Below are 23,152 nucleotides of genomic sequence, written 5' to 3'. Positions count from 1 at the left end.
GTCTAGTGTTGCCCCAGATCGTTGGCGAGGATGTCGGCGGACGGTGTGAGCCTGCGGCGGGTGTCGATGGCGATCACCGACCAGTCAACCCGGTCGTAATCGTCGAACTTGCGCCGGGCCCGTTCCCGCGCCTTCTCGGGTGCGCCGTGGTGAACCCCTTGCGGCGCATGCGAAACCAGGCCGGGCGGCATCGGGATGCCGTACAGCGAACCGGAATGGAAGAACGCGATCTCGTCGTAGTCCACGTTGCGGTGATACCAGGGGGTGCGTTCGGTGCCGGGCACGCTCTCGGCGGGCTTGGGCAGGAAGTTCATCACGTAGACACCGGTGGCCTGCATGAACAGGTGCACCGTCGGCGGCAGGTGCACGCTCTCGGAGGTGATGACGGTGTAGTCCTCGATGTTGAAGGTGAACGGGAAATTGTCCCCGCGCCAGCCCTCCACGTCGAGCGGATTATGTTGATAGAAAAGCGAAGTGGGGCCACCTTCGTGAATCAGCCGCACCTGGTATTCGTCCCTGCCGTCATCGTCGATCGGGGCCGGTTCCGGAATGGTGATCTGGGCCGGGTCGAACGGGAAGTGCCGGCCCAGCGTGCCCGCCGGCGGTACCCGGAAGTCGTTGGTGGCCTGGATCATCAGCCAGGTGGATTCCTCGTCGGGCACCTGGCGGAAGGTGCAGGCCTTGGGGATGTACACCCAGTCGCCCTCGCGGTAGCGCAGCGGGCCGAATTCGGTCTCCAACAGCCCGGCGCCCTTGTGCACGAAGACCAGCAGGTCGCCGTCGACGTAGCGGACGAAGAACGGCATATCCGCACTGCGCCGGCTCAGCAGGACCTGGCAGTCGGCGTTGCCGAACATCGGCAGGGGACCGCCGTGCGCGTCGGTCGCATCGGTGGGCTTGAGTTCGGAGGACAACACATCGGTCGGGCGCAGGGGACCGACCGTGCGATAGGCGGTCGGGTCGTTGCGCCGGTACATGTTGGCGGTGCGGCCGACGAAACCGCCGCGGCCGAGCTCGTCGTCCTTGAGGCCGTCGAGATCGGCGTGCACCCGCTTCGGGGTCTTGCCTTTGCGCAGGTGAACGAAGGATTCCATCGGGCTCCCAGTGCTCGGACAGTGCTCGGACGATGCGAAACTAAAAGTGACTTTACTTTTTGTTTCGCGGAAGAGTCAAGGGTCCGAGGGGGTATCGGCGGTGGTAATTCAGTCGGCGAGCTGAGCCGGTCAGGGAACCGGCACACCCTCTTTCAGGAACTTCAAGCTGGAGATGGTGCCGTCCGGCTGGACCGCCAGCCGGAACTGCCCGGGCCGCTGCTGCATCTGCAGGGGCACATTCACGATCGTGAGATTGTCGCGGGGAATGCTCTCCGGATCCCCGTGTGACTGGAACGCACCGAACGTCCGCTGGTAGACGTCCCAGGACTCCTGCAACGCCTTGACGGGGAGCATCTTCTGCATGGTCGGGTTGAACTCGGCCGCCGCCGCCGGGTAGTCGCCGCGGATGATCTCGTCGAGGGTGGTCAGTGCCACCTGGTCCGGGGTATCGGTGGCCGCCGCCGGCGGGGCCAGCACGCCGGCGCCGACGAGTAGGGACGCAAAGGTGAGCAGGTGAGCGGTCCGCATGCACAGCAGCCTATGCCCATGCCCGCGGCGACCGGGCTCGTATCGGCCCATCCCGGCCCGGCGCCGCCGCATTCTGTGATGATCGATACGTAATGAAGCGCGGCGGCGCTTGCCGTGGTTATATATCGATCGTCACATAAGTGATCCCGTGCCCGGCTCATTGGTAAAGGATTGTCCATGAAGCACAGCATCATTGGCTCTGGCGCCATCGGGTCGGCGCTGGCCGGTCAGTTCGCCAGAATCGACCTCGCGGTAGGGGTGGCCACCGCGAAGGGTGCGGACGCGGTGAAACCCCTGGTCGAACGGGTCGGGCCGCAGGTCGTGCCGATCGACGTCGCCGACGCCCTGCTGGCGGACTTCGTCTTTCTGGCGGTTCCGTTCGAGAAGGTGGAAGGGCTCGTCGGGCAGCTTTCCGACTGGAACCGGCGCATCATCGTCGATGCCACCAATGCCATTGACTACCGCGACTTTTCGCCTGCCGACCTGGGCGGACGCGCCTCGTCGGACCTGGTGGCCGAATGGGCCCGCAATGCCCGGGTGGTCAAGGCTTTCGGCAACACCTGGGCCAAGGTGCTGGCCCGCGACCCGAGGACGGCGCAAGGTCGCCGCGTCACCTTCATCTCCGGCAACGAGCCCGACGCCAACGCCGAAGTGGCCGCACTGGCAGCACAATTCGGGTTCGATCCGGTGGACCTGGGGCGCAACGATGCCGGCGGCCGGCTGCACTCGTTCGGCGGCCCGCTGACCGGACGCAGTTTCCTGTCGCAGCCCATCGCCGGGGACAGCCCGCCGGAGATGGACCTGGCCGAGCCGGCGTGATGGGACGTCCCCGCGAATTCGATCGCGGCCGCGCCCTGGAGGCGGCGATGCTCGCCTTCTGGGAGTGCGGTGGTTACGAGCTGACGTCCATCGCCCGGCTGACCGAGGCCATGGGCATCTCGTCGCCGAGCCTGTACGCGGCGTTCGGCAGCAAGCGCGGCCTGTACGACGAGGCGGTCGAACTGTATGCCAACAGGGCGACAACGCCACTGCCGCAGGCGTTGTCCGAGGCGACGGCCTACGACTTCGCATCCCGGCTGCTGGATGCCGCCATCGTGGACTGCACGCGCAGGGGGCAGCCCCGCGGGTGCCTGGTGAACACCGATCCGCTGCTGGTCGACCGCCGTGACGACGGACGCGCGGTGATCGCCGAGCGGCTTGCGCGGGCGATCGACGACGGCGACCTGCCGGCGTCCGCCGATCCGAGCGTCCTTGCCGAGTACCTCATCATCGTCATCAACGGGCTGTCCACCCGCGCCCGGGACGGGGCCACCCGGGCGCAGTTGCGCGCGGTCGCGGCCACCGTGCTGGCGGGCTGGCCGAGGAACTGACCTCAGATCATCGACGTCCGCGGGATCTTCATGCCAAGGGTCAGAGCGCCCGCCAGCTCCCGGCTGGTGTCGTAGTCGAACACCACGTGCCCGGCCAGCACGTCGACGTCACGTTTGAACCGTTGCAACGGGCTGGACAAGAAGTGGATGCTGGCCCCGCCCGCGCCGAGCAACTCGGCAATGACGGCGCGCGATTCGGCCACGATATGTGCCGCCGCCAGCCGGGCCTGGGCGCGGACCGGCTTCTCGACGGCGTCGCCGGCGGTCACGAGGGACTCGATCTCCCCGACGGTGTCGGCGAGCAGCCCCCGTGCGGCGCGCAACCGCACCTGCGCCCCGGCCAGGTGCGCCTGGGCGATCGGCTTGTCCTTCTGCATCACGCCCTCGTAGGGCAGCACCCGTTCGGCCAGTCGGTCGGCGTAGATCTCGGTGACCCGTTCGGCGCTGCCCAGGGCGGGCATCGCCGCCAGTAGCGCGAGCGCGGGCACCATCGGCCAGCGGTAGGTACTGGCGTCGTGCAGGCCGGCGCCCGGTGCGGTGCCCGCGTAGATATCGGTCACCTTCACCAGTCGATGCTCGGGGACGAACGCGTCGGTGATGACGGCGTCGTTGGATCCGGTGGCCCGCATGCCGTCGGTGTGCCAGACGTCCTCGACGGCGACCTCGCCGATGGGCAGCAGCGCCAAGGCGGGGTAGAGCGCGTCGTCCGGCCCGCACAGTGCGGCGACGATGATCCAGTTGCCGTGCATCACCCCGGTGGCCCAGGACCACCGTCCGGTCAGCCGGATACCGCCGTCGGCGGGCAGGCCACGGCCGGTGGGTGCCAGCGGTGCGGGCGCCAGGAACGGTCTGCTGCCGAACGCCTCCTCCTGGGCCTGCTCACCGAACAGCGCCAGCATCCAGTTGTGCAGGGTGAAGAAGCCGATGGTCCACGCGCTCGACGTGCAGCCATGAGCCAGTCGCCGGACCGGATCGAGGAGCGCGGGAAACGGGGCCTGCCGGCCGCCGTGCCGCGCGGGCACCAGCAGATCGGTGAAACCGGAGGCCAACAGGTCCTCGACGGTGGCATCGGGCAGCCTGCGCAGCGTCTCGGCCTCTTCGGCGCGGTCGGCGAGCGCGGCGACGAACTCGTCGGTGATCTGGCGCTGCGTGGTCAGCATGCCGCGAACCTAACATACTTTTTAGTATGGAAGTCAGGTGGCCAGCATCAGGTCCAGGAATCGTTCGCTGCGCGCGACCTGGCGGGGGTGGGGTGCGCTGCCGGACAGGTGGAGCAGCCCGACGCCGACGGCGAACGTCGCGTCGGCCCGTAGTTCGGCCTCGTCGCGGTCGAATCCGAAATCGAGGAAGGCCCGCCGCACCGCGCCCAGCACCCGGCGGTCGGCGGCCCGCACATTCTCGGCGACGGTGTCGTCGGTGCGGGCCCATTCCCGCATCGCCCGCTCCAGCGTCCAGTGCCGGGGGCTGATGAGGGAGGCCATCATGTGCCGCAATCGGTCGCGGGGAGGCAACGATCCGATCTCTTCTATCGAGCGCCGATCCTCGTCGCGAAGTTCACCCCAACTCTGAACGAGCGCTGTGCGATAGCTGGGCATGCCGGTGAAATGCCAATAGAAGCTGCCCTTGGTGACGCCCAGGTGTGCGCATAAACGGTCGATTTTCAGGGCTTTTATCCCCTCTTCGGCCAAAATGTCATACCCGGCCTTGAGCCAGTCGTCGACGGACAAACGGTTGCTTGAAGACGTCCCATCACCCGTCATGAAGCGAAGCCTACGGCGGCGCGCCGCAACCCCTGACTTTCTGAACACGCTGGCAGCGTGTTTTACTGCAATCCGCGACAACTGAATTTCTCGGTCCGCTCTGTTTCCCGAACGACAGATCGAGCGGACGCGTGATACCGCCTTGCAACGGGGCAGCGCGGTGTCACTGGGTGGTGCCGTCATCGTCCGAGGGCGAGCGTGACCGTGATCAATCTGAGTTGGGATGGATTAATGCAGAACGTTTTAGGCCGGTGGATGCGCCGGATCGGAGTAGCCGCCGCGGCCGCCCTGGTGATTCCGGGAGCGGTGGCCATGACAGGCGAGACCGCACCTGCCGGTGCCTTCTCCCGCCCAGGTTTGCCGGTCGAGTACCTGCAGGTGCCGTCGCCGTCGATGGGCCGGGACATCAAGATCCAATTCCAGAGCGGTGGCGAGGGTTCGCCCGCCGTCTACCTGCTCGACGGCCTTCGCGCCCAGGACGACTTCAACGGCTGGGACATCAACACACCCGCCTTCGAGTGGTTCCTGAACAGCGGCCTGTCGGCGATCATGCCGGTCGGTGGCCAGTCCAGCTTCTACGCCGACTGGTACGCCCCGGCCCGCAACAAGGGCCCGACCGTCACCTACAAGTGGGAGACCTTCCTCACCCAGGAGCTCCCGCAGTGGCTGCAGGCCAACCGTGGCGTCAAGCCCACCGGTAGTGCCGCCGTCGGTCTGTCGATGGCCGGCTCCGCGTCGTTGACCCTGGCGATCTGGCACCCCGAGCAGTTCGTCTACGCCGGCTCGCTGTCGGGCTTCCTGAACCCCTCCGAGGGCTGGTGGCCGTTCCTGATCAACATCTCCATGGGTGACGCCGGTGGCTTCAAGGCCGACGACATGTGGGGCAAGACCGAGGACCCGAACAGCGGCTGGAAGCGCAACGACCCGATGGTCAACATCGACCGGCTGGTGGCCAACAACACCCGCATCTGGGTCTACTGCGGTAACGGCCAGCCCAACGAGCTCGGCGGCGGCGATCTGCCCGCCACCTTCCTCGAGGGCCTGACCATCAAGACCAACCAGACCTTCCGCGACAACTACATCGCCGCGGGCGGCAAGAACGGTGTCTTCAACTTCCCGGACAACGGTACGCACAACTGGGCGTACTGGGGCCGGGAGCTGCAGGCGATGATCCCCGACATGCAGCGCACGCTGGGCTGATCGCAGTCATCTGAAATCCCCCGGGACCTGGTCCCGGGGGATTTCTTTGTCCGCGGGGTCGCTCATCCACGACTGCCGGAGAACTCCGCGGCCGCACGGCTGTCCCGACCCCCGGCCAGGGACCGTGCGCGGTTGACCCGCGCCACCCGGGCGACGAATCCGGGCCGGAAGAGCCGCAGCGGGGAATCCAGCATCCCCGTGACCCGCAACAGGTCCACCGCGGTGTCGGCATCGGTCTCGGCGGCGCGCATCACCCAGTCGAGATAGGCGTTCGACAGCCGCATCGGCAGCGGGCGCGGGCCGGCGACCTCGGGCAGCGACAGGTCGGAGCCGACGGCGGTCTGCCAGGCCACCCGCAGTTGGCGGGCGGTGGCCCGGAAGAATCGGCGGGACAGGTCGTGGTCGCCGCGGCGCAGGCAGTCCCGCAGGATGGTCGACTCGATGGCCGCCATCGTCATGCCCTGCCCGTAGATCGGGTTGAAGCTGCAGATCGCGTCTCCGAAAACCAGCAGACCCTGCGGGAAGCGCTTCATCTTGTCGTAGCGCCGCCAGCGGTTCGACGGGACACGGTAGTGCTCGACTTCGCTGAGCGGAGTGGCCGCGCGGACCGCGGCCAGGCCCTGCGGCGGTGCGAACCCGTCGCCGAAGGTCACCATCTCGGCGCGATCGGCCGGCGGTTCGTGGCCGGCCATCGAGCCCAGCGTCATCATCCAGGTGTTGTTCTCATAACCCACCAGGGTCCATGTCGTCGGCCGCCCCGGCGCCGGGAAGATCGCGATGAATCGCTCGGCGAGTGTGGTAGTGCTCGGAGAGCACCCGCGCCGCCAGCAGCCCACCGATACTCGCGCCCAACACCACCGCGTGGTCACCCAGATTTGCCATGCCTGGAGTGTCGGTGCGCAGGTGGGCGGCGGATAGAGTACCTCGGTACTCGAATGGTGACGGCGCCCGCGCACACCTCGCGCGGACGCCGTCAACCGGGTGAGCGACTTACTTCAACTGGGCCGAGGACAGACCCAGCAGGCGGCGCGCGACGACCAACTGCTGAATCTGTTGGGTGCCTTCGAAAATGTCCAGGATCTTGGAATCCCGTGCCCACTTCTCCAGCAGCGCTTCCTCGGAATAGCCTGCGGTGCCGGCCAGTTCGACGGTCTTGAGGGTGATGTCGGTACCCACCCGGGCGGCCTTGGCCTTGCCCATCGAGGCTTCCTTGGAGTTCGGGATCTTGTTGTCGGCCTGCCACGCCGAGCGCACCGTCAACAGGTAGCCGGCTTCCCAGTCGGCTTCCATCCGCAGGAACTCCGCGGCGGCGGCGCTCTGGGCGTGGGCGGGCTTGTCGTAGGAGATCTCGATACCGGCCTCGGTGAGGATGGTGCGCAGTTCCTCCAGCGCCGCCCGGGCGACGCCGACGGCCATCGCGGCCACCAGGGGCCGGGTGTTGTCGAAGGTCTCCATGACCCCGCCGAAGCCCTTGTCCACCTTGACTTCCGGGTCGCCGAGCAGGTTGTCCTTGGGAATGCGGGCGTTCTCGAAGCGGATGACCGCGGTGTCGGAGGCCTTGATGCCGAGCTTGTGCTCGAGGCGCTCGACCGTCACCCCGGGATGTTCGCGGGGCACGATGAACGACTTGATTGCGGCACGCCCCAGCGACTTGTCCACCGTCGCCCACACCACGATGTGGGTGGCGCGCGAACCCGCCGTCACGAAGATCTTCTCCCCGTTGATGACGTACTCGTCACCCTCGAGGTTGGCGGTGGTGGTCACCGCGGCCGAGTCGGATCCGAAGGACGGCTCGGTGATCGCCATGGAGGCCCACACCTTGCCCAGGCGCTCCAGCTGCTCCTTGGTGGCCACACTGGAGATCGCGGCGTTGCCCAGGCCCTGGTAGGGCACCGTGAGCAGCAGCGCGACATCGCCCCAGCTGACCTCGAGGGCGTTCAGCAGCGCAGACATGTTGGCGCCGTTGATGTTCGTCTCGGAGCCCGCACCGGCGGAGAACGCGTCGGCACCGGCGAACGAGATGGTCTTGGCCTCCGAGATGCCCTCGAAGAGGCTGGACAAGGTATCCAGCTCGACGGGGTAGGCGTGCTCGGCCTTGTCGTACTTGCGGGAGATCGGCCGCAGCATCTCGGCCGCGCCCTGATGGCCCTTCTCGATGACCGCCTGCAGTTTTCGCGGCATTTCCAGATTGATTGCCATTGCTCAAATCCTTTTCTAGGGAATGCCGTGGTTAGAGGACGACGACACCCTCGGCGACGCCGATGGCCCGCAGATCGCGGTACCAGCGCTCGACCGGGTGTTCCTTGGTGTAGCCGTGACCGCCGAGCAGCTGAACCCCGTCCAGGCCGATCTGCATGCCCTTGTCGGCGCCGAACTTGTGGGCCAGCGCGGCTTCGCGGATGAACGACAGGCCCTGTTCGGCACGGGACGCTCCGCGCCAGGTGATCAGCCGCAGGCCGTCGAGTTCGATGGCGATATTGGCGGCCATGAAGGCGACGGACTGACGGTGGGCGATCGGCTCGCCGAACGCCTCGCGCTCCTTGATGTACGGGATGACGTAGTCGAGCACCGCGTGTGAGGTGCCGACAGCCAGTGCGGCCCAACCCAATCGGGCCAGCGCAACGGCTTCGGAGTAGTCGGTGTCGGTCGCTTCGTCCTCGCCGAGACGGTTGTGCGGCGGCACCGCGACGTTGTCGAGCTCGATCTTGCCCAGTGCGGCGGCGCGGATACCCATGCTCGGGTCGGCCTTGACGGTCAGGCCTTCGGAAGCGGACTCGACGATGAAAAGGGCGGGTTTGCCGTTGAGTTGCGCGCCGATGATGAACAGCTCGGCGTCCGCCGCGGCGGGCACCAGCGATTTGACCCCGGTCAGCCGGTAGCCGCTGGGGGTACGGACCGCGGTGGTCTTCAGCGCGGTCGGATCGAACAGCGCGTGCGGTTCGGCGATGGCGACGCAGGCCTGTGGCACGTTCTCGCCGGCGAACTCGGGCAGGTAGGTGGCCTGCTGGTCGGCACTGCCCCAGTGGGTCAGGGCCGAGGCGACGCCGCCGGGGGCCAGGATCGGCAGCGCCAGCCCCATGTCGCCGTAGGCCAGAGCTTCGGCGACCAACGCGGTGGTGACGGTGGAGCGGTGCGCGGCGATCCCGTCGAAATCCTCGGGGATGTTGATGGCGGTGATGCCGAGCTCGGCGGCCTTGGTGATCAGGTCGGTCGGGTACGTCGCGACGTCGTCGGCATCGTGCGCGGCGGGGCGCAGGATCTCCGCGGCGAACTCCTGAACCGTCTCGACGATCAGCTTCTGATCCTCGTCGGGTGTCAGGTCGAAGTAGTCGGATCCGCTGGGCTTGAGCCGGGTCGGCGACTTGCCGAGGCCCTGGATGCGCTTGATCTGCCGGGTGGAGGCGCCGGCGGCGGAAAACGCCGTCTTGACTCCGTAGCGGAGGCTCTTGTTCAGCGGGTCGCGCAGGCCGTAGCGGTCCAGGAATTCCTGGCCGACGAAGGGAGTGATCAGCGCCAATCCGATATCGGTCGCTGTCCGCTTGTGCTTTTGCAGCCCGACGGCACTCTCCGGTCCGGTGCGCTTCGGGCGGGATTCGATCTGGGTCATGTCAGCAGCCTCTTCAGTAGGTGCGGTGCGCCATGACCGTATCTTACTCCCGAGTAAGATCAGCAAAATCTGTTACCAAGTTCACACCAGGCGGCGCAACACCTGATCGTGCAGCAGGGCATTGGTGGCCAGCGCACTGCCGCCGTGCGGGCCGGGCCGGCCGTCCACGCTGGTGAACCTCCCGCCGGCCTCCCGGATCAAGATGTCCAGCGGCGCGATGTCCCACACCTTCACCTCGGGTTCGCAGGCGATGTCCACCGAACCCTCGGCCACCATGCAATACGACCAGAAGTCGCCGTAGGCGCGCACCCGCCACACCTCGTCGGTGAGTGCGAGGAACTTGTCCCGTCGGTCGTCCCAGCCGGTGGTCAGGTCCGAGTACGACAGGCTGGCCGCACTCAGCTCGCTCACGCCGGACACCTGCAGCCGCCGGGTGACGCCGTTGAACGACGCGTGCGCACCCTCGCCCGCGGCGGCCCACCAGCGCCGGCCCAGCGCCGGTGCGCTGATCACCCCGACGATGGGCACGCCGTCGTCGACCAGTGCGATCAGCGTGCACCACACCGGCACCCCGCGGACGAAGTTCTTGGTGCCGTCGATCGGGTCGATGATCCAGATGCGGCCCGCTGTCGTCCCGGAAGTCGTTGTGCCGCCGAACTCTTCGCCGAACACCGCATCACTGGGGCGAGCCTGGGCCAGCGCGTCGCGCAACGCCCGTTCGGCGCCCTGGTCGGCATCGGTCACCGGGGTCAGATCCGGCTTGGTCTCGACGCGCAGATCCAGCGCGCCGAAGCGCTCCATGGTCAACGTGTCGGCCTGATCGGCCAGTTGCAAGGCGAGAGTGAGGTCGCTCATAGGTGCAGTCCTACCATGGTCACCATGCTGGAATTCGCCATGGTGTTGCTGTTGATCGGGGCTTTGGTGCTGCTGGCCGCACCGTGGATCAGGAAGCGCCGGGGTACCGCGGCCGTCGCCAACGGCTGGCAATCGGGCAACCTGCTCGTGACCGGGGTCAGTCCGCCCCCGGCCGCGACCGGCGAGCAGTTGGTCACCATCACCGGCGTGATCAACGGCCCGACGGTGGCCGAGCACGTGGTGTACCAGCAGCTGGCGGTCGATGTGAACGATTGGCCGACGATGGGGCAGTTGATCCCCGTGCTGTATTCGCCGAAGAATCCGGACAATTGGCGGTTCGCCCCGCCGCAGGTGCCGGACAACCCGGCGGGCCTCTACTAGGCCGTTCACCCCGCGAGATTGCACTTATCGCGCGAAAGTTCGAGTGGAGAGCGCAAGAACTGCAATTTCGCGGCGAGTCCGGCGCGAGAGGGGTGCGGCGGGCCGAGCCTTCCGTCCCAGCCGCGGGCGACCAGCGCGCCGTAGGTTCGTTCGACGATCGCCCAGTCGGTGCTCTCCTTGATCACGCGGGTGACGCTCCATCCGAGTTGTTCGATGCGCGGGAGCACACGTAGATCTTTGACGTATTGAGTTCGGTTGGTGCGGTGCTGATCTCCGTCGTACTCGACGACGACCTTGAACTCCTCCCAGCCCATGTCGACGGTGCGGAGCACCTGCCCGCCCTCCAGCAACGGGATCTGCGTGGTCGGCCGGGGGAAACCGGTGTCGAGGAACAACAAGCGCAGGCGGCTTTCTTGAGGTGAGGCTGCGCCGCCGTCCACCAGGGGTAGCAGGGCACGAACCTGCTTGAGCCCGCGGCCGCCGCGGTAACGCTCGATCAGGGTGGATACCTCGTCGGGGTTGAATGCCGTCACCCGCTCGAGTTCATCCATCCGGGCGAGCGCTTCAGTGCGCGGGCGATACCGACCGAGGTCGAACGCCGTGCGGGCCGGGGTGGTCACGCGAACGCAGTCCTCGACCATCACCTCGTCGTCGCCGAGCCGATCGCGCCGCACGACGATCCCCGGCGGAGGCCTGCTGATGGTCCAGATCATCTCGACGTCGATGTCCCGATCGATCCACTGGGCGCCGTGCAGTGCGGCTGCGGCCAACCCGGCCACGGCCCCGTGCTTTCCGGACCGCAGCCACGCGCCGGCGATGCGCTCGTCAAGGGTCAATTCGTGGCCCCGGGGTGCATAGACGTCACGGTGGACGCGCTCGTGATGGCGCCGCAACTCGTGGCCTGTCATGCCGCGCCTACGTGCCTCGCTCCCGACGATGAACTTCCCCATGCCGGGATGTTCGCTCTCGCCACCGACATCTGGCCGCGAGATTGCCGTTGTTGTGCACAAGTGCGAGTAAGAGTCGCCATAACGACAATCTCGCGCATGCGCCTACTCTCGATCCCATGCCCCAACCCCTTCCCGACGGTCTGCTCGACCTGCTGCGCAAACCCAGTCCGTGCTTCGTCGCGACGCTGATGCCCGACGGCGCACCGCAACTCACCGAGACATGGGTGCACACCGACGGCGAGCACATCGTCATCAACATCGTCGACGGCATGCAGAAAGCCCGGAACATCGCCCGCGATCCACGCGTCGCGGTGAATATCGCCGACCCCGAGGACATCCGGCGCTTCTACGCGGTCCGGGGCCGGGTCAGCGCCGTCACCACCGAGGGCGGACGCGAGAGCATCGACGAGATCTCGCACAAATACCTGGGTATCCCTTACCCGAACTTCAGCGGAAACCCGGACGAGACAAGGCTCATCGTCACGATCGAAGCCGACAAGATCACCCGCCCCGCCGGCGAGTGATCAGCCGTGCGCGATGCCCAGCATGTCGGCGACGCTGACCAGCTTGACCCGGGGCCGGTGCTGGGCCTCGCCGGTGGCGCGCTCATGGGCGTCGATGCGCTGCCAATGATCATCGGTGACGAGCTTGGGCTGCCGCGACAGCAGCCACTCCAGCACTGCCGACGAATGATCCTCTGGGAAGCCGGGTTCGCCCAGTCCGGCCAGCAGCGTGTCCACGGTGTCGGCTGAGTCGCGCTTGTTGCTCCCGATCACCCCCGACGGCCCGCGCTTGATCCAGCCCACCACATACTCGTTGCGGCTGCCCTCGATGCGCCCGTCGGTGTGCGGGATGGTGCCCGAGCGGTCGTCGAACGGCAGGCCGGCCAGCGGCACCCCGCGGTAGCCGACCGCGCGCACCACCAACTGCACCGGGATCTCCTCGCGCTCGCCGGTATCCTTGGCCACCACCCGGCCGCCCTCGTTCACAAGTTCGTTGCGGCCCAACACAATCGACTCGACGCGGCCGTCGCCGCGGATCTCGATGGGGGAGGTGGCGAACTTGAACACCACGCGCCGTTGTGCACCTTCGGGAACCATCTCGGCGTACTCACGCAGCACCTTGACGTTCTGCTTGACGGCCTTGCCCGCCGCCTCCAACTCCTCGTCGGAGATGGCGTCGAAGTCGGCCCGGTCCACCACGATGTCGACCTCGGCCATCTGCTCCAGGTGGCCCAACTCGCGCAGTTCCAGCGTGGTGAACGGGGCCTGCACCGGGCCGCGCCGCCCGACCACGATCACCTCCTGCACGCCGCGCACCCCGAGCGAGTCCAGCGCGTGGTCGGCGATATCGGTCTGGGCCAGGATCTCCGGATCGCTGATCAGGATCCGGGCCACGTCCAGGGCGACATTGCCGTTGCCGATCACCACGGCGCGCTGCGCGTTCAGGTCCGGTGCGATGCCCTGGAAATGCGGATGCGCGTTGTACCAGCCGACGAAGTCGACGGCGGCCACGCTGCCGGGCAGATCCTCACCGGGGATGTTCAACGCTCGGTCAGACTGCGCACCGACGGCGTAGACCACCGCGTCGTAGCGCTGCGCCAACTCGGCCGCGTGCACATGCTCACCGACGGTGATGTTGCCGAAGAAGCGGAAATGGGGATCGTCTGAGGTCTTGGCGAACTGCGCGCTGATCGACTTGATCTTCGGATGGTCGGGCGCCACTCCCGACCGCACCAGCCCCCACGGCGTGGGCAGCATCTCCAGCATGTCGACGCGAACATCGTGATCGGATTTCAACAGCGATGCGGCAGCGAAGAACCCCGAGGGGCCCGAGCCGACGATCGCCACGTGGTACGGGCGCATCTGTAAGCCTTTTCGTGAGGCAGTCCGGCGGCGCGCAAGGGGCTGTCGCGTCGTCGCCGGACCGGTTACCAGCCCGATGCTAGCCGCGCCGCGCCGATCGAGGGCAGAGTCTGGATAAGCGGCCCGGTACCCTGAACTTTCGTGGATCCAGACCTCATCGCAGATATCGCCGCGCTCGACGGAACGCTCACCACCGTGGAGCGGGTGCTCGATGTCGACGGTCTGCGCGCCCGCATCGCCACGCTGGAGGCCGAGGCCACCGATCCCAACCTGTGGAACGACCAGGCCAACGCCCAGAAGGTGACCAGCAGCCTGTCGCACGCCCAGAGCGAGCTGCGCCGCGTCGAGGAACTGCGCCAGCGCATCGACGACCTGCCGGTGCTCTACGAAATGGCCGCCGAAGAGGACGATCCGAACGCCAAAGCTGCGGCCGTCGAGGAAGCCGACGCCGAACGCGCCCAGCTGCGCGAGGACCTGGAGGCGCTCGAGGTCCGCACCCTGCTGTCGGGGGAGTACGACGAACGGGAAGCCGTCGTCACCATCCGCTCCGGCGCGGGCGGGGTGGACGCGGCGGACTGGGCCGAGATGTTGATGCGCATGTACATCCGCTGGGCGGAGGCGCACAAGTATCCGGTCGAAGTCTTCGACACGTCCTACGCCGAAGAGGCCGGCATCAAGAGCGCCACCTTCGCCGTGCACGCGCCGTATGCGTACGGGACGCTTTCGGTGGAGCAGGGCACCCACCGGCTGGTGCGGATCAGCCCGTTCGACAACCAGGCCCGCAGGCAGACCTCGTTCGCCGATGTGGAGGTGCTGCCGGTCGTGGAGACCACCGACCACATCGACATCCCGGAAGGCGATCTGCGGGTCGACGTCTACCGCTCCAGCGGGCCCGGCGGGCAGTCGGTGAACACCACCGACTCCGCGGTGCGGCTCACCCACATCCCGACCGGCATCGTCGTGACCTGTCAGAACGAGAAGTCGCAGCTGCAGAACAAGGTGTCGGCGATGCGGGTGCTGCAGGCCAAACTGCTGGAACGCAAACGCCTGGAGGAGCGCGCCGAGATGGACGCACTAAAGGGTGACGGCGGCAGCTCCTGGGGCAATCAGATGCGCTCCTATGTGCTGCACCCCTATCAGATGGTCAAGGACCTGCGCACCGAGTACGAGGTCGGATCGCCGTCGGCGGTGCTCGACGGTGATATCGACGGATTCCTGGAGGCCGGAATTCGTTGGCGCAACCGCAAAGACGACGACGGGTAGGCCGTGAACTGGTCACAGCAGTGGCACGACTTCTGGCGCGCGGGAATCGGTGAATGGATCCTGACCCGCGGCCTGCGGATCGTCATGCTGGTTCTGGCCGCGCTGATCGTCGCGCGGTTCGTGAACTGGGTGGCGCAGAAAATCACCCAACGCATCGACGCGGACTTCCGCGAGAGCGACGCACTGGTGCGCTCCGAGACCACCAAGCACCGTCAAGCCGTCGCCTCGGTGATCTCGTGGGTGACCATCGCGATGCTGTGCGTCATCGTGTTCGTCGAATTCACCGACATCATCGCGATCCCGATCGCCTCTCTGGTGGCGCCGGCCGCGGTGATCGGCGCAGCGCTCGGTTTCGGCGCCCAGCGCCTGGTGCAGGACCTGCTGTCCGGGTTCTTCATCATCACCGAGAAGCAGTACGGGTTCGGTGACCTGGTCGCGCTGACGGTGTCCGGTATCGCGCTGCCCGCCGAGGGCACCGTGATCGACGTGACGTTGCGGGTCACCAAGCTGCGCTCCTCGGAGGGCGAGATGCTGACCATCCCGAACGGCCAGATCGTCAAGACGGTGAACCTGTCCAAGGACTGGGCCCGTGCGGTGGTGGACATCCCGGTGCCTACGAGCGCCGACCTGCACACCGTGAACGATCTGCTCAACGGGGTATGCGAGTCGGCGATGAACGATCCGCAGATGCGTGAACTGTTGTTGGACAAGCCACAGGTGATGGGCGTGGAGAGCATTCAGCTCGACACCGTGAACCTGCAGCTGGTGGCCCGCACCCTGCCCGGTAAACAGTTCGAGGTGGGCCGGCGGCTCAGGCTGCTGGTGATCGCGGCGCTGGCCGGCGCGGGTATCGCCTCGCATGCAGAGACCAGGACGATGGCCCCGGCGGTGCCCCAGGAGCCCAAGCAGTGAAATTCACCCTGCATCGTGACGGCGAGAACCGGCAATGGCCCCACTATCTGTTCTGGGGCCGGGTGCGCACGTCCACCTTCGGGTTGATCGTGGCGTTCTTCTTCACCTGGTGGCTGTACAACACCTATCAGCCACCGCCCGCGCCGCCGGCGGTCCCGGCCCAGCAGGTGGTGCCGCCCGGTTTCGTGCCCGACCCGGAATACACCTGGGTGCCACGCACCTATGTGGAGACGCCGCGCACCACCTCGCGCACGACGACCACCACGACCACCACACCGCCGACCACGACGACGACCCAGACCACCGCGCCGACCGACACCACCACCTCGGGGGTGCCGCCGGCCACCACGACGACCGGTCCGGCGCCGGCCACCACGACGGTGATCGACCCCGACGGTCCCGGTCCGATTCCGCCGCTGACCTTGCCGGTCCTGCCCGGCATGGCGCCGCCGGCGTCGACCCAGACGACGGTCGATCCCGGGGCGGCGCCGGCGACACCCCCGCCGCCCGCGCGCAGCGCCAGCTGAGCGCCATCCCCGTCCGGCTACACTGGCGTGCCGTGATGATCACGCTCGACAAAGTGAGCAAGCAATACAAATCCTCGGCGCGGCCCGCGCTCGACGATGTGTCGCTCAAAATCGACAAGGGCGAGTTCGTCTTCCTCATCGGCCCCTCCGGGTCGGGCAAGTCGACATTCATGCGTCTGCTGCTCGGCGCCGAGCACCCGTCCAAGGGCGATATCCGCGTCTCGAAATTCCATGTGAACAAGCTGTCCGGCCGGCACATCCCCAACCTGCGCCAGGTGATCGGCTGCGTGTTCCAGGATTTCCGGCTGCTGCAGCAGAAGACGGTGTTCGACAACGTGGCCTTCGCGCTCGAAGTCATCGGGAAGCGCGGTGACGTCATCAACCGGGTGGTGCCCGACGTGCTGGAGATGGTCGGGCTGTCCGGCAAGGCCAACCGGCTGCCGACCGAACTGTCCGGCGGCGAGCAGCAGCGGGTGGCGATCGCGCGGGCGTTCGTGAACCGGCCGCTGGTGCTGCTGGCCGACGAACCCACCGGCAACCTGGACCCCGAAACCAGTAAAGACATCATGGATCTGCTGGAGCGGATCAACCGCACCGGCACCACCGTGCTGATGGCGACGCACGACCACCACATCGTGGACTCCATGCGTCAGCGCGTCATCGAGCTCGAACTGGGCCGGCTCATCCGCGACGAACAGCGCGGCGTCTACGGAATGGATCGCTAAGTGCGCTTTGGCTTCCTCATCAACGAGGTACTGACCGGTTTTCGTCGCAACGTCACCATGACGGTGGCGATGATCCTGACGACGGCCATCTCGATCGGCCTGTTCGGCGGTGGTCTGCTGGTGGTGCTGCTGGCCGACCACTCCCGCACCATCTATCTGGACCGGGTGGAGAGCCAGGTCTTCCTCACCAACGACGTGTCGGCCAACGACCTGACCTGTGACTCGGATCCGTGCAAGGCGCTGCGCGCCCAGATCGAGGCGCGCGACGACGTGAAGTCGGTGCGGTTCCTCAACCGCGACCAGGCCTACGACGACGCGATCAAGAAGTTCCCGCAGTACAAGGACGTCGCAGGCCGGGACGCGTTCCCGGCGTCGTTCATCGTCAAGTTGGACAACCCGGAGCAGCACAAGGATTTCGACGCGTCCATCCAGGGCCAGCCCGGCGTGCTCAACGTGCTCAACCAGAAGGACCTGATCGACCGGCTGTTCGCGGTGCTCGACGGGATCAGCAGTGTGGCGTTCGCGGTGGCGCTGGTGCAGGCGATCGGCGCGGTGCTGCTGATCGCCAACATGGTGCAAGTCGCGGCCTATACCCGGCGCACCGAGATCGGCATCATGCGGCTGGTCGGTGCCACCCGCTGGTACACCCAGCTGCCCTTCCTGGTGGAGGCGACGCTGGCCGCGCTGATCGGTGTGGTGCTGGCGATCCTGGGCCTGGTGGTGGTGCGGGCGTTGTTCCTGGACAAGGCGCTGAGCCAGTTCACGCAAGCTAATTTGATTGCGCCCATCGACTACGCTGACATTTTCTACATCACCCCCGCCCTGCTGTTTGTGGGCGTGGCGATGGCGGGGCTCACGTCCTATGTCACGTTGCGCCTGTACGTCCGAAGATAGAGATGTCCAAGAAACCCACCAAGCCCGACAAGGCCAACAACCAGGTCGTCGCGACCAATCGCAAAGCCCGGCACAATTATTCGATCCTGGAAACCTTCGAGGCCGGGGTGGTGCTGGTGGGCACCGAGGTCAAGAGCCTGCGCGAAGGTCAGGCCTCCCTGGTCGACGCCTTCGCGACCGTCGATGACGGCGAGATCTGGCTGCGCAACCTGCACATCGCCGAGTATCACCACGGCACCTGGACCAACCACGCGCCGCGGCGCAACCGCAAGCTGCTGTTGCACCGGCGTGAGATCGACTCGCTGGTCGGCAAGATCCGCGACGGCAATCTGACGCTGGTGCCGCTGTCGCTGTATTTCACCGACGGCAAGGTGAAGATCGAGTTGGCGCTGGCCCGCGGTAAAGAGGCTCACGACAAACGCCAGGACATCGCCAAGCGGGACGCGCAACGCGAAATCACCCGCGAGATGGGCCGGCGCAACAAGGGCATGCGCTGATCGGCGTTCTGCTCGCGCTGGTGTCGGCGGCGGGCTACGGCGTGAGCGATTTCGTCGGCGGTATCGCCTCGCGCCGGGTGGCCGCCCTGCGGGTGGTCATCGTGTCCTACCCGCTGGCCATGGTGCTGCTGACGGTGCTGGCACTGTTCGTCGGCGGTCACGTCACCGGGCCCGCGGTGTGGTGGGGTCTGCTGTGCGGGTTCTGTCAGGCCTTCGGGGTGTGGTGGTTCTACGCGGCGCTGGGTTCGGGCCCGATCGCGGTGGTGTCCCCGCTGACGGCCATCCTGGTGGCCGGCGTCCCGGTCGGATTCGGCGTCGTGATGGGCGAGCGGCCCGCGCCGCTGGCCCTGGCCGGTATCGCGGTGGCATTGGTGGCGGTGGTGCTGGTGTCCCGGGGTGTGACCGATGAGGACGTCTCCGAACACCGATTCACTGCCAAGGTGGCCTGGCTGACCGTCGGCTCCGGGTTGGCGTTCGGATTGAACTTCGTCGTCATCGATCAGGCTCCACACGAGGCCGGGTTGTGGCCGCTGGTGTTCGCCCGGATCGCCGCGTCGGCGATGGTGGTGGCGATCGCCTTGGTGGCCGGGCAGCTGCGGGTGCCCACCGGGGTGCCGTTGAAGCTGGCGCTGGCGGCCGGCGCGCTGGACACCGTCGCCAATGTGGCCATGCTGTGGGCGCTGCAGAGTTCGTTGTTGTCGTTGACCGGGGTGCTGATCTCGCTGTACCCGGCGGGCACCGTGGCGCTGGCGCTGCTGGTGCTCAAGGAACGGGTCACCCGCTGGCAGGTGGTCGGCATGGTCGCCGCGCTGGCCGCCGTCGCCATGATCACCATGCATTGACGGCCGCGAGCGTGCGGGTCTGCACACCGACACGCCGCGCGGGCCGGCATTCCGTGCACGCTCGCGGCTAGTGAGCGCGACGCAGCCGCCACCGTGTGACGCCGGCGAACCCGATTGCCAGCACCGTGAGCATGCCCATGTCGAACAGCCACGCGCCCGCGGTGTGCTCCCAGTGCCCGTCGCGGGCGATCCCGAGGACCAGATTGCTCAGATCCGCGGTCGAGGCCGTCGCCGAAAAGCCCCAGCGGGCCGGGGTCACCGCGGCGATCGCCGACAGTGCCGGCCGCCCGGTCACCGGGATGAATCCGCCGGCCAGCACCAGTTGGGCGGTCAGCGTCACCGCCAGCAGCGGCATCACCTGGTCAGCGGTGCGGGCCAGCGCCGAGATGGCCAGCCCGAGGATCGCGGCCACCAGCCCCGTCGCGGCCACGCCGACGGCGAGCTCGAGTACCGGACTGCCCAGGGCCGCCGCGCCGGCCGGCACCGGTTTGCCGATGCTCACGATGAGTACCAGCAGCACCGATTGGGCGATGGCGACCGCACCGAACACCGCGATCTTGCCGAGCAGATAGGCGCCGGCCGACAGTCCGGCCGCCTGCTCGCGGCGGAACAGGGCGCGCTCACCGGTCAGGTCGCGCGCGGTCAGGGTGGCGCCCATCAGGATGGCGGCGAAATTCGTCAGCGCGATCACCTGCTTGGCCTCGAACGGCGCCGACGCCGCCGCGGCGAGGAACCCGGCGTGCCCGGCCACCGTCAACGGCAGGATCCCGACAAGCAGCGGCAACACCGCCAGGAAGGCGAGGTAGCCGCGGTCGGCGATCAGCAGCCGGACCTGGCGGCGCGCGACGGTGCCGAACTGCCGACGCTTACCGGCAGTCCGGTCGCAGCGCGGTGGCGGTGCGACCAAGCGCAGCGGCTCGGTGCTGGCCGCCCAGCATCGATCCAGGTAGTGACGTTGCGCCGCCGCGGGATCCGCGCACAGCCCGGCGAATATCTCGGCCCAGTCGGTGCTGCCCATGGCCGGCCCGAGGTCCCGCGGGGTGCCGCAGTAGGCGGTCTTGCCGCCGGGGGCCAGCAGCAGCACCTGATCGCACACGTCGAGGAAGGCCAGCGAGTGGGTCACCACGACGACGATCCGGCCGGCGTCGGCGAGGGTGCGCAGCAGGGTCATCACCTGACGGTCCAGCGCGGGGTCCAGCCCGGTGGTCGGCTCGTCGAGGATCAACATCGACGGATGGGTCAGCAGCTCCATGGCGACCGAGACCCGTTTGCGTTGCCCGCCGGACAGTTTGTCGATCCGGGTGCCGGCGTGCGCGGTGAGCTCCAACTCGGCGAGCACGCCGTCGATGACCTGGCGATCCGCGCCGCGCAGGTCGGCCGCATAGCGCAAAGACTGTGTGACGGTGAGCTTTCCGTGCAGAACATCGTCCTGCGGGACCATGCCGATCGAGCCGTCGAACCGTAAGGTGCCCGAGTCGGGGCGAGCGGCGCCGGCCAGCACGCCGGCCAGGGTGGACTTGCCCGCACCCGACGGGCCGATGACCGCGGTGAGCGTGCCCGGCCGGGCCGAGAAGGACACCCGGTCCAGACGGGTATCGAGGCTGACGTCGGTCAATTGCAGTGTCATGTCAGCACGTACACCAGCGGGAGGGCCAGCAGCAGGGAATCGATGCGGTCGAGCAGCCCGCCGAAACCGGGCAGCCAGTCACCGGCGTCTTTGACCTGCGCCTGGCGCTTGAGCATCGATTCGAGCAGATCGCCGCAGAGGCCGCCGAGGGAGACGGCCAGCACCAGTCCGACCGAGACGGTACCGAGCAGGAACAGCACCGCGGTGGCGCCGAGGATGGCGCCGACCACACCGCCGAGCGTCTTGTTCGGGCTCAGCGGCGAGATCGGCCGTCGCGCCCAGGCCATCCGGCCCAAGCCCTTTCCTCCGCACCAGGCGGCGACGTCGGTGGCGGCGACGGCCAGGCACACCAGGAAGGCGTCCGGCCACACCAGCACCAGATGTGCCAGCGACCAGCAGATCCACACCGACCCGAAGGCGGTGAAAGCGGTTCGCCGCGAGCCATTTTCGATATCGCCGGCGAACACCGACGGTACCGCGCACACCAGTACCAGAAGCGGCGTGAGGCCGAGCAGTGAGGGTCGCAACCAGGCGGCCAGCGGATAGCCGACCGCCAGGGCCGCCAGGACGACGGTGTCGGCGCGGCCGAGCCGGACCAGCCGGGCGTATTCGATGACGGCCACCACGGCCAGCGCCGCGGCGAACGCGGCGGTGGTGGCCGGACCCAGCACCGTCGGGATGCCGACGGCGGGGGCGATCAGCATCCAAGTGCGCCACTTGCGGATCAATTCGGCTTTACGTGACACCAGCACGGCGATCCCGGCGACGGCCAGCAGCGTGACGGTCAGGATCGGCAAGAACCAGGGGCCGCGGTCGAAGTGCACGGTGTCAAGAAGCGAGGGCATGGCGACCCCCCGAGTGCAGCGCCACGACTTCGTCGCGCAGTTGTGCGGTGGTGGTGCGGCGGGGGTCGATAGGGTCCCCGAGGCGAACCTGCATCGGCGAGCCGGGGGCGAAAGCGCCGCCCTTGGGCAGCACGTCGGCGGTGCCCAGCAGCGCGACCGGGACGATCGGTACACCGCAGTCATGGGCCAGCCGCAGTGCACCGGAACGGAATTCGGCGATGCTGCCATCGGTGGAGCGGGTGCCTTCGGGGTAGATGACGATGGTGTGCCCGGCCCGCAGCAGCGGGCCGGCGGCCTCCAGCAGGGCGGCGTAACTGCCGTTGCCGCAGCGGCGCAGCGGCAGCACCCCGATCAGCGAGGTGGCGATCATCCGGCGCACCGGGACGTCGAACCAGTAGTCGGCGGCCGCTCCGAATTTCACCTTCGCGGTCGGCGGCAGGGCGGCCAGTAGCACCGCAGTGTCGGCGTGCGACGAGTGGTTGGCGACGATCACGGCGCCGCCGGTGACCTGCCAGCGGCCGGTGACGGTCAGGCCGCCCGACGCGCCGCACACCGTGCGCCACAGCCAGTGCCGCAGGAACCCGGCGCTCATGCCGCCACCGCCCGCATCGGCCGGGTCGCGACGTTGGAGACCACGATCCGCGGGCGGGGCATGGGCACCGTGATCAGATCCTCTTCTTCGAGAGGCAGTGCCTTGATCTCGCGGTGCGCGCTGCGCAGTCGCAGGGCAGTGGTGATCAAGGAGCCGTTGACCAGCTGGGCCAGCAGGATCGGCATCAGGGCGGGGAACGCGGTGGCCAGCACGGTGAACACGCACCGCTCGGTTTTTCCGAGCGGCCCACCGTTGATGCGGGTGGCGCCGGCTCCGGCAGCGGCCAGGGCGGCGAAGGTGGGCAGTGATGCGGCGAGCGCGGCCAGCACCACCTGCAGCACCGTCCAGGACAGCCAGTGCATCCCGGGACCGTTCTGCCGGGCGGCCCAGACCGCGAGCCCGCCGAAGGTGAGCAGATCCGCGGTGCGGTCACCGATCTCGTTGACCACGAAACCCCACGGGCGGCTGACGCCGCGGGCGCGGGCGACCGCTCCGTCGAGGTTGGCGCCGGCCAGGCGCAGCACCAGGAACAGTGCGGCCAGATGCCACCAGCCGTAGGCGATGAAGGCTCCGGCCGCCCCGGCGGCGAGCACACCGGCGGCGGTGAACAGGTCAGGCGAGATGCGGTGGGCGACGGCGGTGTTGACGATGGGGGTGAGGCGGGCGGTGAACCACGGCTTCAGCGCGTAGAGGCCGGCCATGCGGCGTCGCTGTGGGGTGGGCACATGCTGGTTCATGGCTGGCTCCTTTCGTGTCGAGGCGTTCTCGCCTGGTCACGAATAGGTTGCGGCCACGTGCTTGGGGGATTCTTGTCACGC

General features: G+C 67.7%; 27 protein-coding genes. 12 read left to right on the top strand and 15 right to left on the bottom strand.

Annotated features, from left to right (window positions below):
* Positions 1-2: 2 nt before the first annotated feature.
* Together ACXPWS_RS22455 and ACXPWS_RS22450 are read right to left on the bottom strand one after the other, a co-directional pair.
* Positions 3-1,094, bottom strand: a complete 1,092-nt coding sequence (locus tag ACXPWS_RS22455) for a homogentisate 1,2-dioxygenase (protein WP_458708766.1) — start codon at positions 1,092-1,094, stop codon at positions 3-5.
* 129 nt (positions 1,095-1,223) lie between these two features.
* Positions 1,224-1,622 (bottom strand): DUF3887 domain-containing protein, encoded by a 399-nt coding sequence (locus ACXPWS_RS22450; protein ID WP_458708765.1) that lies wholly within the window; start codon positions 1,620-1,622, stop codon positions 1,224-1,226.
* Between the two features lie 177 nt (positions 1,623-1,799).
* Here ACXPWS_RS22450 and ACXPWS_RS22445 point away from each other — a divergent pair, with 177 nt between their 5' ends.
* Both ACXPWS_RS22445 and ACXPWS_RS22440 read left to right on the top strand, forming a co-directional pair.
* The gene (locus ACXPWS_RS22445; RefSeq protein WP_458708764.1) at positions 1,800-2,441 is read left to right on the top strand and encodes an NADPH-dependent F420 reductase; all 642 of its coding nucleotides are present in this window, start codon (positions 1,800-1,802) and stop codon (positions 2,439-2,441) included.
* Positions 2,441-2,992: a TetR/AcrR family transcriptional regulator gene (locus tag ACXPWS_RS22440; RefSeq protein ID WP_458708763.1), complete on the top strand. Its 552-nt coding sequence runs from the start codon at positions 2,441-2,443 to the stop codon at positions 2,990-2,992. Before ACXPWS_RS22445 ends, ACXPWS_RS22440 begins: the two co-directional genes overlap by 1 nt.
* A gap of 2 nt (positions 2,993-2,994) precedes the next feature.
* On the opposite strand, the gene ACXPWS_RS22435 is transcribed toward ACXPWS_RS22440, so the two are convergent.
* Both ACXPWS_RS22435 and ACXPWS_RS22430 read right to left on the bottom strand, forming a co-directional pair.
* Entirely contained in the window at positions 2,995-4,152 is a 1,158-nt protein-coding gene (locus ACXPWS_RS22435) for an acyl-CoA dehydrogenase family protein (RefSeq protein ID WP_458708762.1), read from the bottom strand.
* Positions 4,153-4,185: 33 nt separating this feature from the next.
* Positions 4,186-4,752 carry a TetR/AcrR family transcriptional regulator gene (locus tag ACXPWS_RS22430; RefSeq protein WP_458708761.1) on the bottom strand — a complete coding sequence of 189 codons (567 nt, stop codon included), beginning with the start codon at positions 4,750-4,752 and terminating at the stop codon, positions 4,186-4,188.
* Positions 4,753-4,983: 231 nt separating this feature from the next.
* On the opposite strand from ACXPWS_RS22430, the gene ACXPWS_RS22425 reads away from it, so the two are divergent.
* Positions 4,984-5,952, top strand: coding sequence for an esterase family protein (locus tag ACXPWS_RS22425; RefSeq protein WP_458708760.1), 969 nt, complete (start codon positions 4,984-4,986; stop codon positions 5,950-5,952).
* Positions 5,953-6,014: 62 nt separating this feature from the next.
* Here ACXPWS_RS22425 and ACXPWS_RS22420 read toward each other — a convergent pair whose 3' ends face one another.
* From ACXPWS_RS22420 to hisN, 5 genes are all read right to left on the bottom strand, one after another.
* The gene (locus ACXPWS_RS22420) at positions 6,015-6,686 is read right to left on the bottom strand and encodes an FAD-dependent monooxygenase family protein (protein ID WP_458708759.1); all 672 of its coding nucleotides are present in this window, start codon (positions 6,684-6,686) and stop codon (positions 6,015-6,017) included.
* Complete coding sequence (locus ACXPWS_RS22415) at positions 6,676-6,834, bottom strand: hypothetical protein (RefSeq protein WP_458708758.1); 159 nt, start codon at positions 6,832-6,834, stop codon at positions 6,676-6,678. The genes ACXPWS_RS22420 and ACXPWS_RS22415 overlap by 11 nt, the downstream gene beginning before the upstream one ends.
* Positions 6,835-6,942: 108 nt before the next feature.
* On the bottom strand, positions 6,943-8,151 hold the full coding sequence (locus ACXPWS_RS22410) for an acyl-CoA dehydrogenase family protein (protein ID WP_458708757.1): 1,209 nt from the start codon (positions 8,149-8,151) through the stop codon (positions 6,943-6,945).
* Positions 8,152-8,182: 31 nt separating this feature from the next.
* A complete protein-coding gene (locus tag ACXPWS_RS22405; protein WP_458708756.1) occupies positions 8,183-9,559 on the bottom strand; it encodes an acyl-CoA dehydrogenase family protein in 1,377 nt (458 codons plus the stop codon).
* Positions 9,560-9,640: 81 nt separating this feature from the next.
* Positions 9,641-10,414 carry a histidinol-phosphatase gene (gene hisN / locus ACXPWS_RS22400; protein WP_458708755.1) on the bottom strand — a complete coding sequence of 258 codons (774 nt, stop codon included), beginning with the start codon at positions 10,412-10,414 and terminating at the stop codon, positions 9,641-9,643.
* Positions 10,415-10,438: 24 nt separating this feature from the next.
* Here hisN and ACXPWS_RS22395 point away from each other — a divergent pair, with 24 nt between their 5' ends.
* Complete coding sequence (locus tag ACXPWS_RS22395) at positions 10,439-10,795, top strand: hypothetical protein (RefSeq protein ID WP_458708754.1); 357 nt, start codon at positions 10,439-10,441, stop codon at positions 10,793-10,795.
* A gap of 5 nt (positions 10,796-10,800) precedes the next feature.
* On the opposite strand, the gene ACXPWS_RS22390 is transcribed toward ACXPWS_RS22395, so the two are convergent.
* Entirely contained in the window at positions 10,801-11,745 is a 945-nt protein-coding gene (locus ACXPWS_RS22390) for a hypothetical protein (protein WP_458708753.1), read from the bottom strand.
* A gap of 116 nt (positions 11,746-11,861) precedes the next feature.
* On the opposite strand from ACXPWS_RS22390, the gene ACXPWS_RS22385 reads away from it, so the two are divergent.
* Positions 11,862-12,269: a TIGR03618 family F420-dependent PPOX class oxidoreductase gene (locus ACXPWS_RS22385; protein ID WP_458708752.1), complete on the top strand. Its 408-nt coding sequence runs from the start codon at positions 11,862-11,864 to the stop codon at positions 12,267-12,269.
* Here ACXPWS_RS22385 and ACXPWS_RS22380 read toward each other — a convergent pair whose 3' ends face one another.
* Positions 12,270-13,610 carry an FAD-dependent oxidoreductase gene (locus tag ACXPWS_RS22380; RefSeq protein WP_458708751.1) on the bottom strand — a complete coding sequence of 447 codons (1,341 nt, stop codon included), beginning with the start codon at positions 13,608-13,610 and terminating at the stop codon, positions 12,270-12,272. It lies immediately after the preceding gene.
* 141 nt (positions 13,611-13,751) lie between these two features.
* Between ACXPWS_RS22380 and prfB the strand changes: the two genes are divergently transcribed.
* Genes prfB through ACXPWS_RS22345 form a run of 7 tightly spaced genes read left to right on the top strand, consistent with a single transcriptional unit; the run spans position 13,752 to position 19,270 of the window.
* Positions 13,752-14,873 carry a peptide chain release factor 2 gene (gene prfB, locus ACXPWS_RS22375; protein WP_458708750.1) on the top strand — a complete coding sequence of 374 codons (1,122 nt, stop codon included), beginning with the start codon at positions 13,752-13,754 and terminating at the stop codon, positions 14,871-14,873.
* 3 nt (positions 14,874-14,876) lie between these two features.
* Positions 14,877-15,785, top strand: coding sequence for a mechanosensitive ion channel family protein (locus ACXPWS_RS22370; RefSeq protein ID WP_458708749.1), 909 nt, complete (start codon positions 14,877-14,879; stop codon positions 15,783-15,785).
* Complete coding sequence (locus tag ACXPWS_RS22365) at positions 15,782-16,312, top strand: hypothetical protein (RefSeq protein WP_458708748.1); 531 nt, start codon at positions 15,782-15,784, stop codon at positions 16,310-16,312. The genes ACXPWS_RS22370 and ACXPWS_RS22365 overlap by 4 nt, the downstream gene beginning before the upstream one ends.
* Before the next feature lie 35 nt (positions 16,313-16,347).
* Positions 16,348-17,037, top strand: a complete 690-nt coding sequence (gene ftsE, locus ACXPWS_RS22360; RefSeq protein WP_458713652.1) for a cell division ATP-binding protein FtsE — start codon at positions 16,348-16,350, stop codon at positions 17,035-17,037.
* Entirely contained in the window at positions 17,038-17,931 is an 894-nt protein-coding gene (gene ftsX, locus ACXPWS_RS22355) for a permease-like cell division protein FtsX (protein WP_458708747.1), read from the top strand.
* Between the two features lie 2 nt (positions 17,932-17,933).
* Entirely contained in the window at positions 17,934-18,428 is a 495-nt protein-coding gene (gene smpB, locus ACXPWS_RS22350) for an SsrA-binding protein SmpB (RefSeq protein ID WP_458708746.1), read from the top strand.
* A gap of 41 nt (positions 18,429-18,469) precedes the next feature.
* The gene (locus ACXPWS_RS22345) at positions 18,470-19,270 is read left to right on the top strand and encodes an EamA family transporter (RefSeq protein WP_458708745.1); all 801 of its coding nucleotides are present in this window, start codon (positions 18,470-18,472) and stop codon (positions 19,268-19,270) included.
* Positions 19,271-19,337: 67 nt separating this feature from the next.
* Here the strand turns inward: ACXPWS_RS22345 and ACXPWS_RS22340 are convergent, their stop codons facing one another.
* The 4 genes from ACXPWS_RS22340 to ACXPWS_RS22325 are packed head-to-tail and all read right to left on the bottom strand — an operon-like array spanning position 19,338 to position 23,071.
* Positions 19,338-20,897 carry an ABC transporter ATP-binding protein/permease gene (locus ACXPWS_RS22340; RefSeq protein ID WP_458708744.1) on the bottom strand — a complete coding sequence of 520 codons (1,560 nt, stop codon included), beginning with the start codon at positions 20,895-20,897 and terminating at the stop codon, positions 19,338-19,340.
* Positions 20,894-21,742, bottom strand: a complete 849-nt coding sequence (locus tag ACXPWS_RS22335) for a phosphatidate cytidylyltransferase (RefSeq protein ID WP_458708743.1) — start codon at positions 21,740-21,742, stop codon at positions 20,894-20,896. Before ACXPWS_RS22335 ends, ACXPWS_RS22340 begins: the two co-directional genes overlap by 4 nt.
* Positions 21,726-22,334: a lysophospholipid acyltransferase family protein gene (locus tag ACXPWS_RS22330; protein WP_458708742.1), complete on the bottom strand. Its 609-nt coding sequence runs from the start codon at positions 22,332-22,334 to the stop codon at positions 21,726-21,728. The genes ACXPWS_RS22335 and ACXPWS_RS22330 overlap by 17 nt, the downstream gene beginning before the upstream one ends.
* On the bottom strand, positions 22,331-23,071 hold the full coding sequence (locus tag ACXPWS_RS22325; RefSeq protein ID WP_458708741.1) for a CDP-alcohol phosphatidyltransferase family protein: 741 nt from the start codon (positions 23,069-23,071) through the stop codon (positions 22,331-22,333). The genes ACXPWS_RS22330 and ACXPWS_RS22325 overlap by 4 nt, the downstream gene beginning before the upstream one ends.
* Positions 23,072-23,152: the final 81 nt, after the last annotated feature.

Source organism: Mycobacterium sp. BMJ-28 (assembly GCF_054404835.1).
The sequence above is the reverse complement of the archived record's forward strand: the minus strand, read 5'-3'. Positions and strand labels throughout refer to the sequence as shown.

Excerpts from the sequence above, each read along its gene's own strand:
- ACXPWS_RS22325 (WP_458708741.1), bottom strand. The coding sequence starts at position 23,071 with ATGAACCAGCATGTGCCCACCCCACAGCGACGCCGCATGGCCGGCCTC.
- hisN (WP_458708755.1), bottom strand. The coding sequence starts at position 10,414 with ATGAGCGACCTCACTCTCGCCTTGCAACTGGCCGATCAGGCCGACACG.
- ACXPWS_RS22440 (WP_458708763.1), top strand. The coding sequence starts at position 2,441 with ATGGGACGTCCCCGCGAATTCGATCGCGGCCGCGCCCTGGAGGCGGCG.
- ACXPWS_RS22425 (WP_458708760.1), top strand. The coding sequence starts at position 4,984 with ATGCAGAACGTTTTAGGCCGGTGGATGCGCCGGATCGGAGTAGCCGCC.
- ACXPWS_RS22450 (WP_458708765.1), bottom strand. The coding sequence starts at position 1,622 with ATGCGGACCGCTCACCTGCTCACCTTTGCGTCCCTACTCGTCGGCGCC.
- ACXPWS_RS22395 (WP_458708754.1), top strand. The coding sequence starts at position 10,439 with ATGCTGGAATTCGCCATGGTGTTGCTGTTGATCGGGGCTTTGGTGCTG.
- ACXPWS_RS22430 (WP_458708761.1), bottom strand. The coding sequence starts at position 4,752 with ATGACGGGTGATGGGACGTCTTCAAGCAACCGTTTGTCCGTCGACGAC.
- ACXPWS_RS22410 (WP_458708757.1), bottom strand. The coding sequence starts at position 8,151 with ATGGCAATCAATCTGGAAATGCCGCGAAAACTGCAGGCGGTCATCGAG.
- smpB (WP_458708746.1), top strand. The coding sequence starts at position 17,934 with ATGTCCAAGAAACCCACCAAGCCCGACAAGGCCAACAACCAGGTCGTC.
- ACXPWS_RS22340 (WP_458708744.1), bottom strand. The coding sequence starts at position 20,897 with ATGACACTGCAATTGACCGACGTCAGCCTCGATACCCGTCTGGACCGG.
- ftsE (WP_458713652.1), top strand. The coding sequence starts at position 16,348 with ATGATCACGCTCGACAAAGTGAGCAAGCAATACAAATCCTCGGCGCGG.
- ACXPWS_RS22415 (WP_458708758.1), bottom strand. The coding sequence starts at position 6,834 with ATGGCAAATCTGGGTGACCACGCGGTGGTGTTGGGCGCGAGTATCGGT.
- ACXPWS_RS22390 (WP_458708753.1), bottom strand. The coding sequence starts at position 11,745 with ATGGGGAAGTTCATCGTCGGGAGCGAGGCACGTAGGCGCGGCATGACA.
- ACXPWS_RS22405 (WP_458708756.1), bottom strand. The coding sequence starts at position 9,559 with ATGACCCAGATCGAATCCCGCCCGAAGCGCACCGGACCGGAGAGTGCC.
- ACXPWS_RS22380 (WP_458708751.1), bottom strand. The coding sequence starts at position 13,610 with ATGCGCCCGTACCACGTGGCGATCGTCGGCTCGGGCCCCTCGGGGTTC.
- ACXPWS_RS22330 (WP_458708742.1), bottom strand. The coding sequence starts at position 22,334 with ATGAGCGCCGGGTTCCTGCGGCACTGGCTGTGGCGCACGGTGTGCGGC.
- ACXPWS_RS22335 (WP_458708743.1), bottom strand. The coding sequence starts at position 21,742 with ATGCCCTCGCTTCTTGACACCGTGCACTTCGACCGCGGCCCCTGGTTC.
- ACXPWS_RS22455 (WP_458708766.1), bottom strand. The coding sequence starts at position 1,094 with ATGGAATCCTTCGTTCACCTGCGCAAAGGCAAGACCCCGAAGCGGGTG.
- ACXPWS_RS22445 (WP_458708764.1), top strand. The coding sequence starts at position 1,800 with ATGAAGCACAGCATCATTGGCTCTGGCGCCATCGGGTCGGCGCTGGCC.
- ACXPWS_RS22385 (WP_458708752.1), top strand. The coding sequence starts at position 11,862 with ATGCCCCAACCCCTTCCCGACGGTCTGCTCGACCTGCTGCGCAAACCC.
- ACXPWS_RS22435 (WP_458708762.1), bottom strand. The coding sequence starts at position 4,152 with ATGCTGACCACGCAGCGCCAGATCACCGACGAGTTCGTCGCCGCGCTC.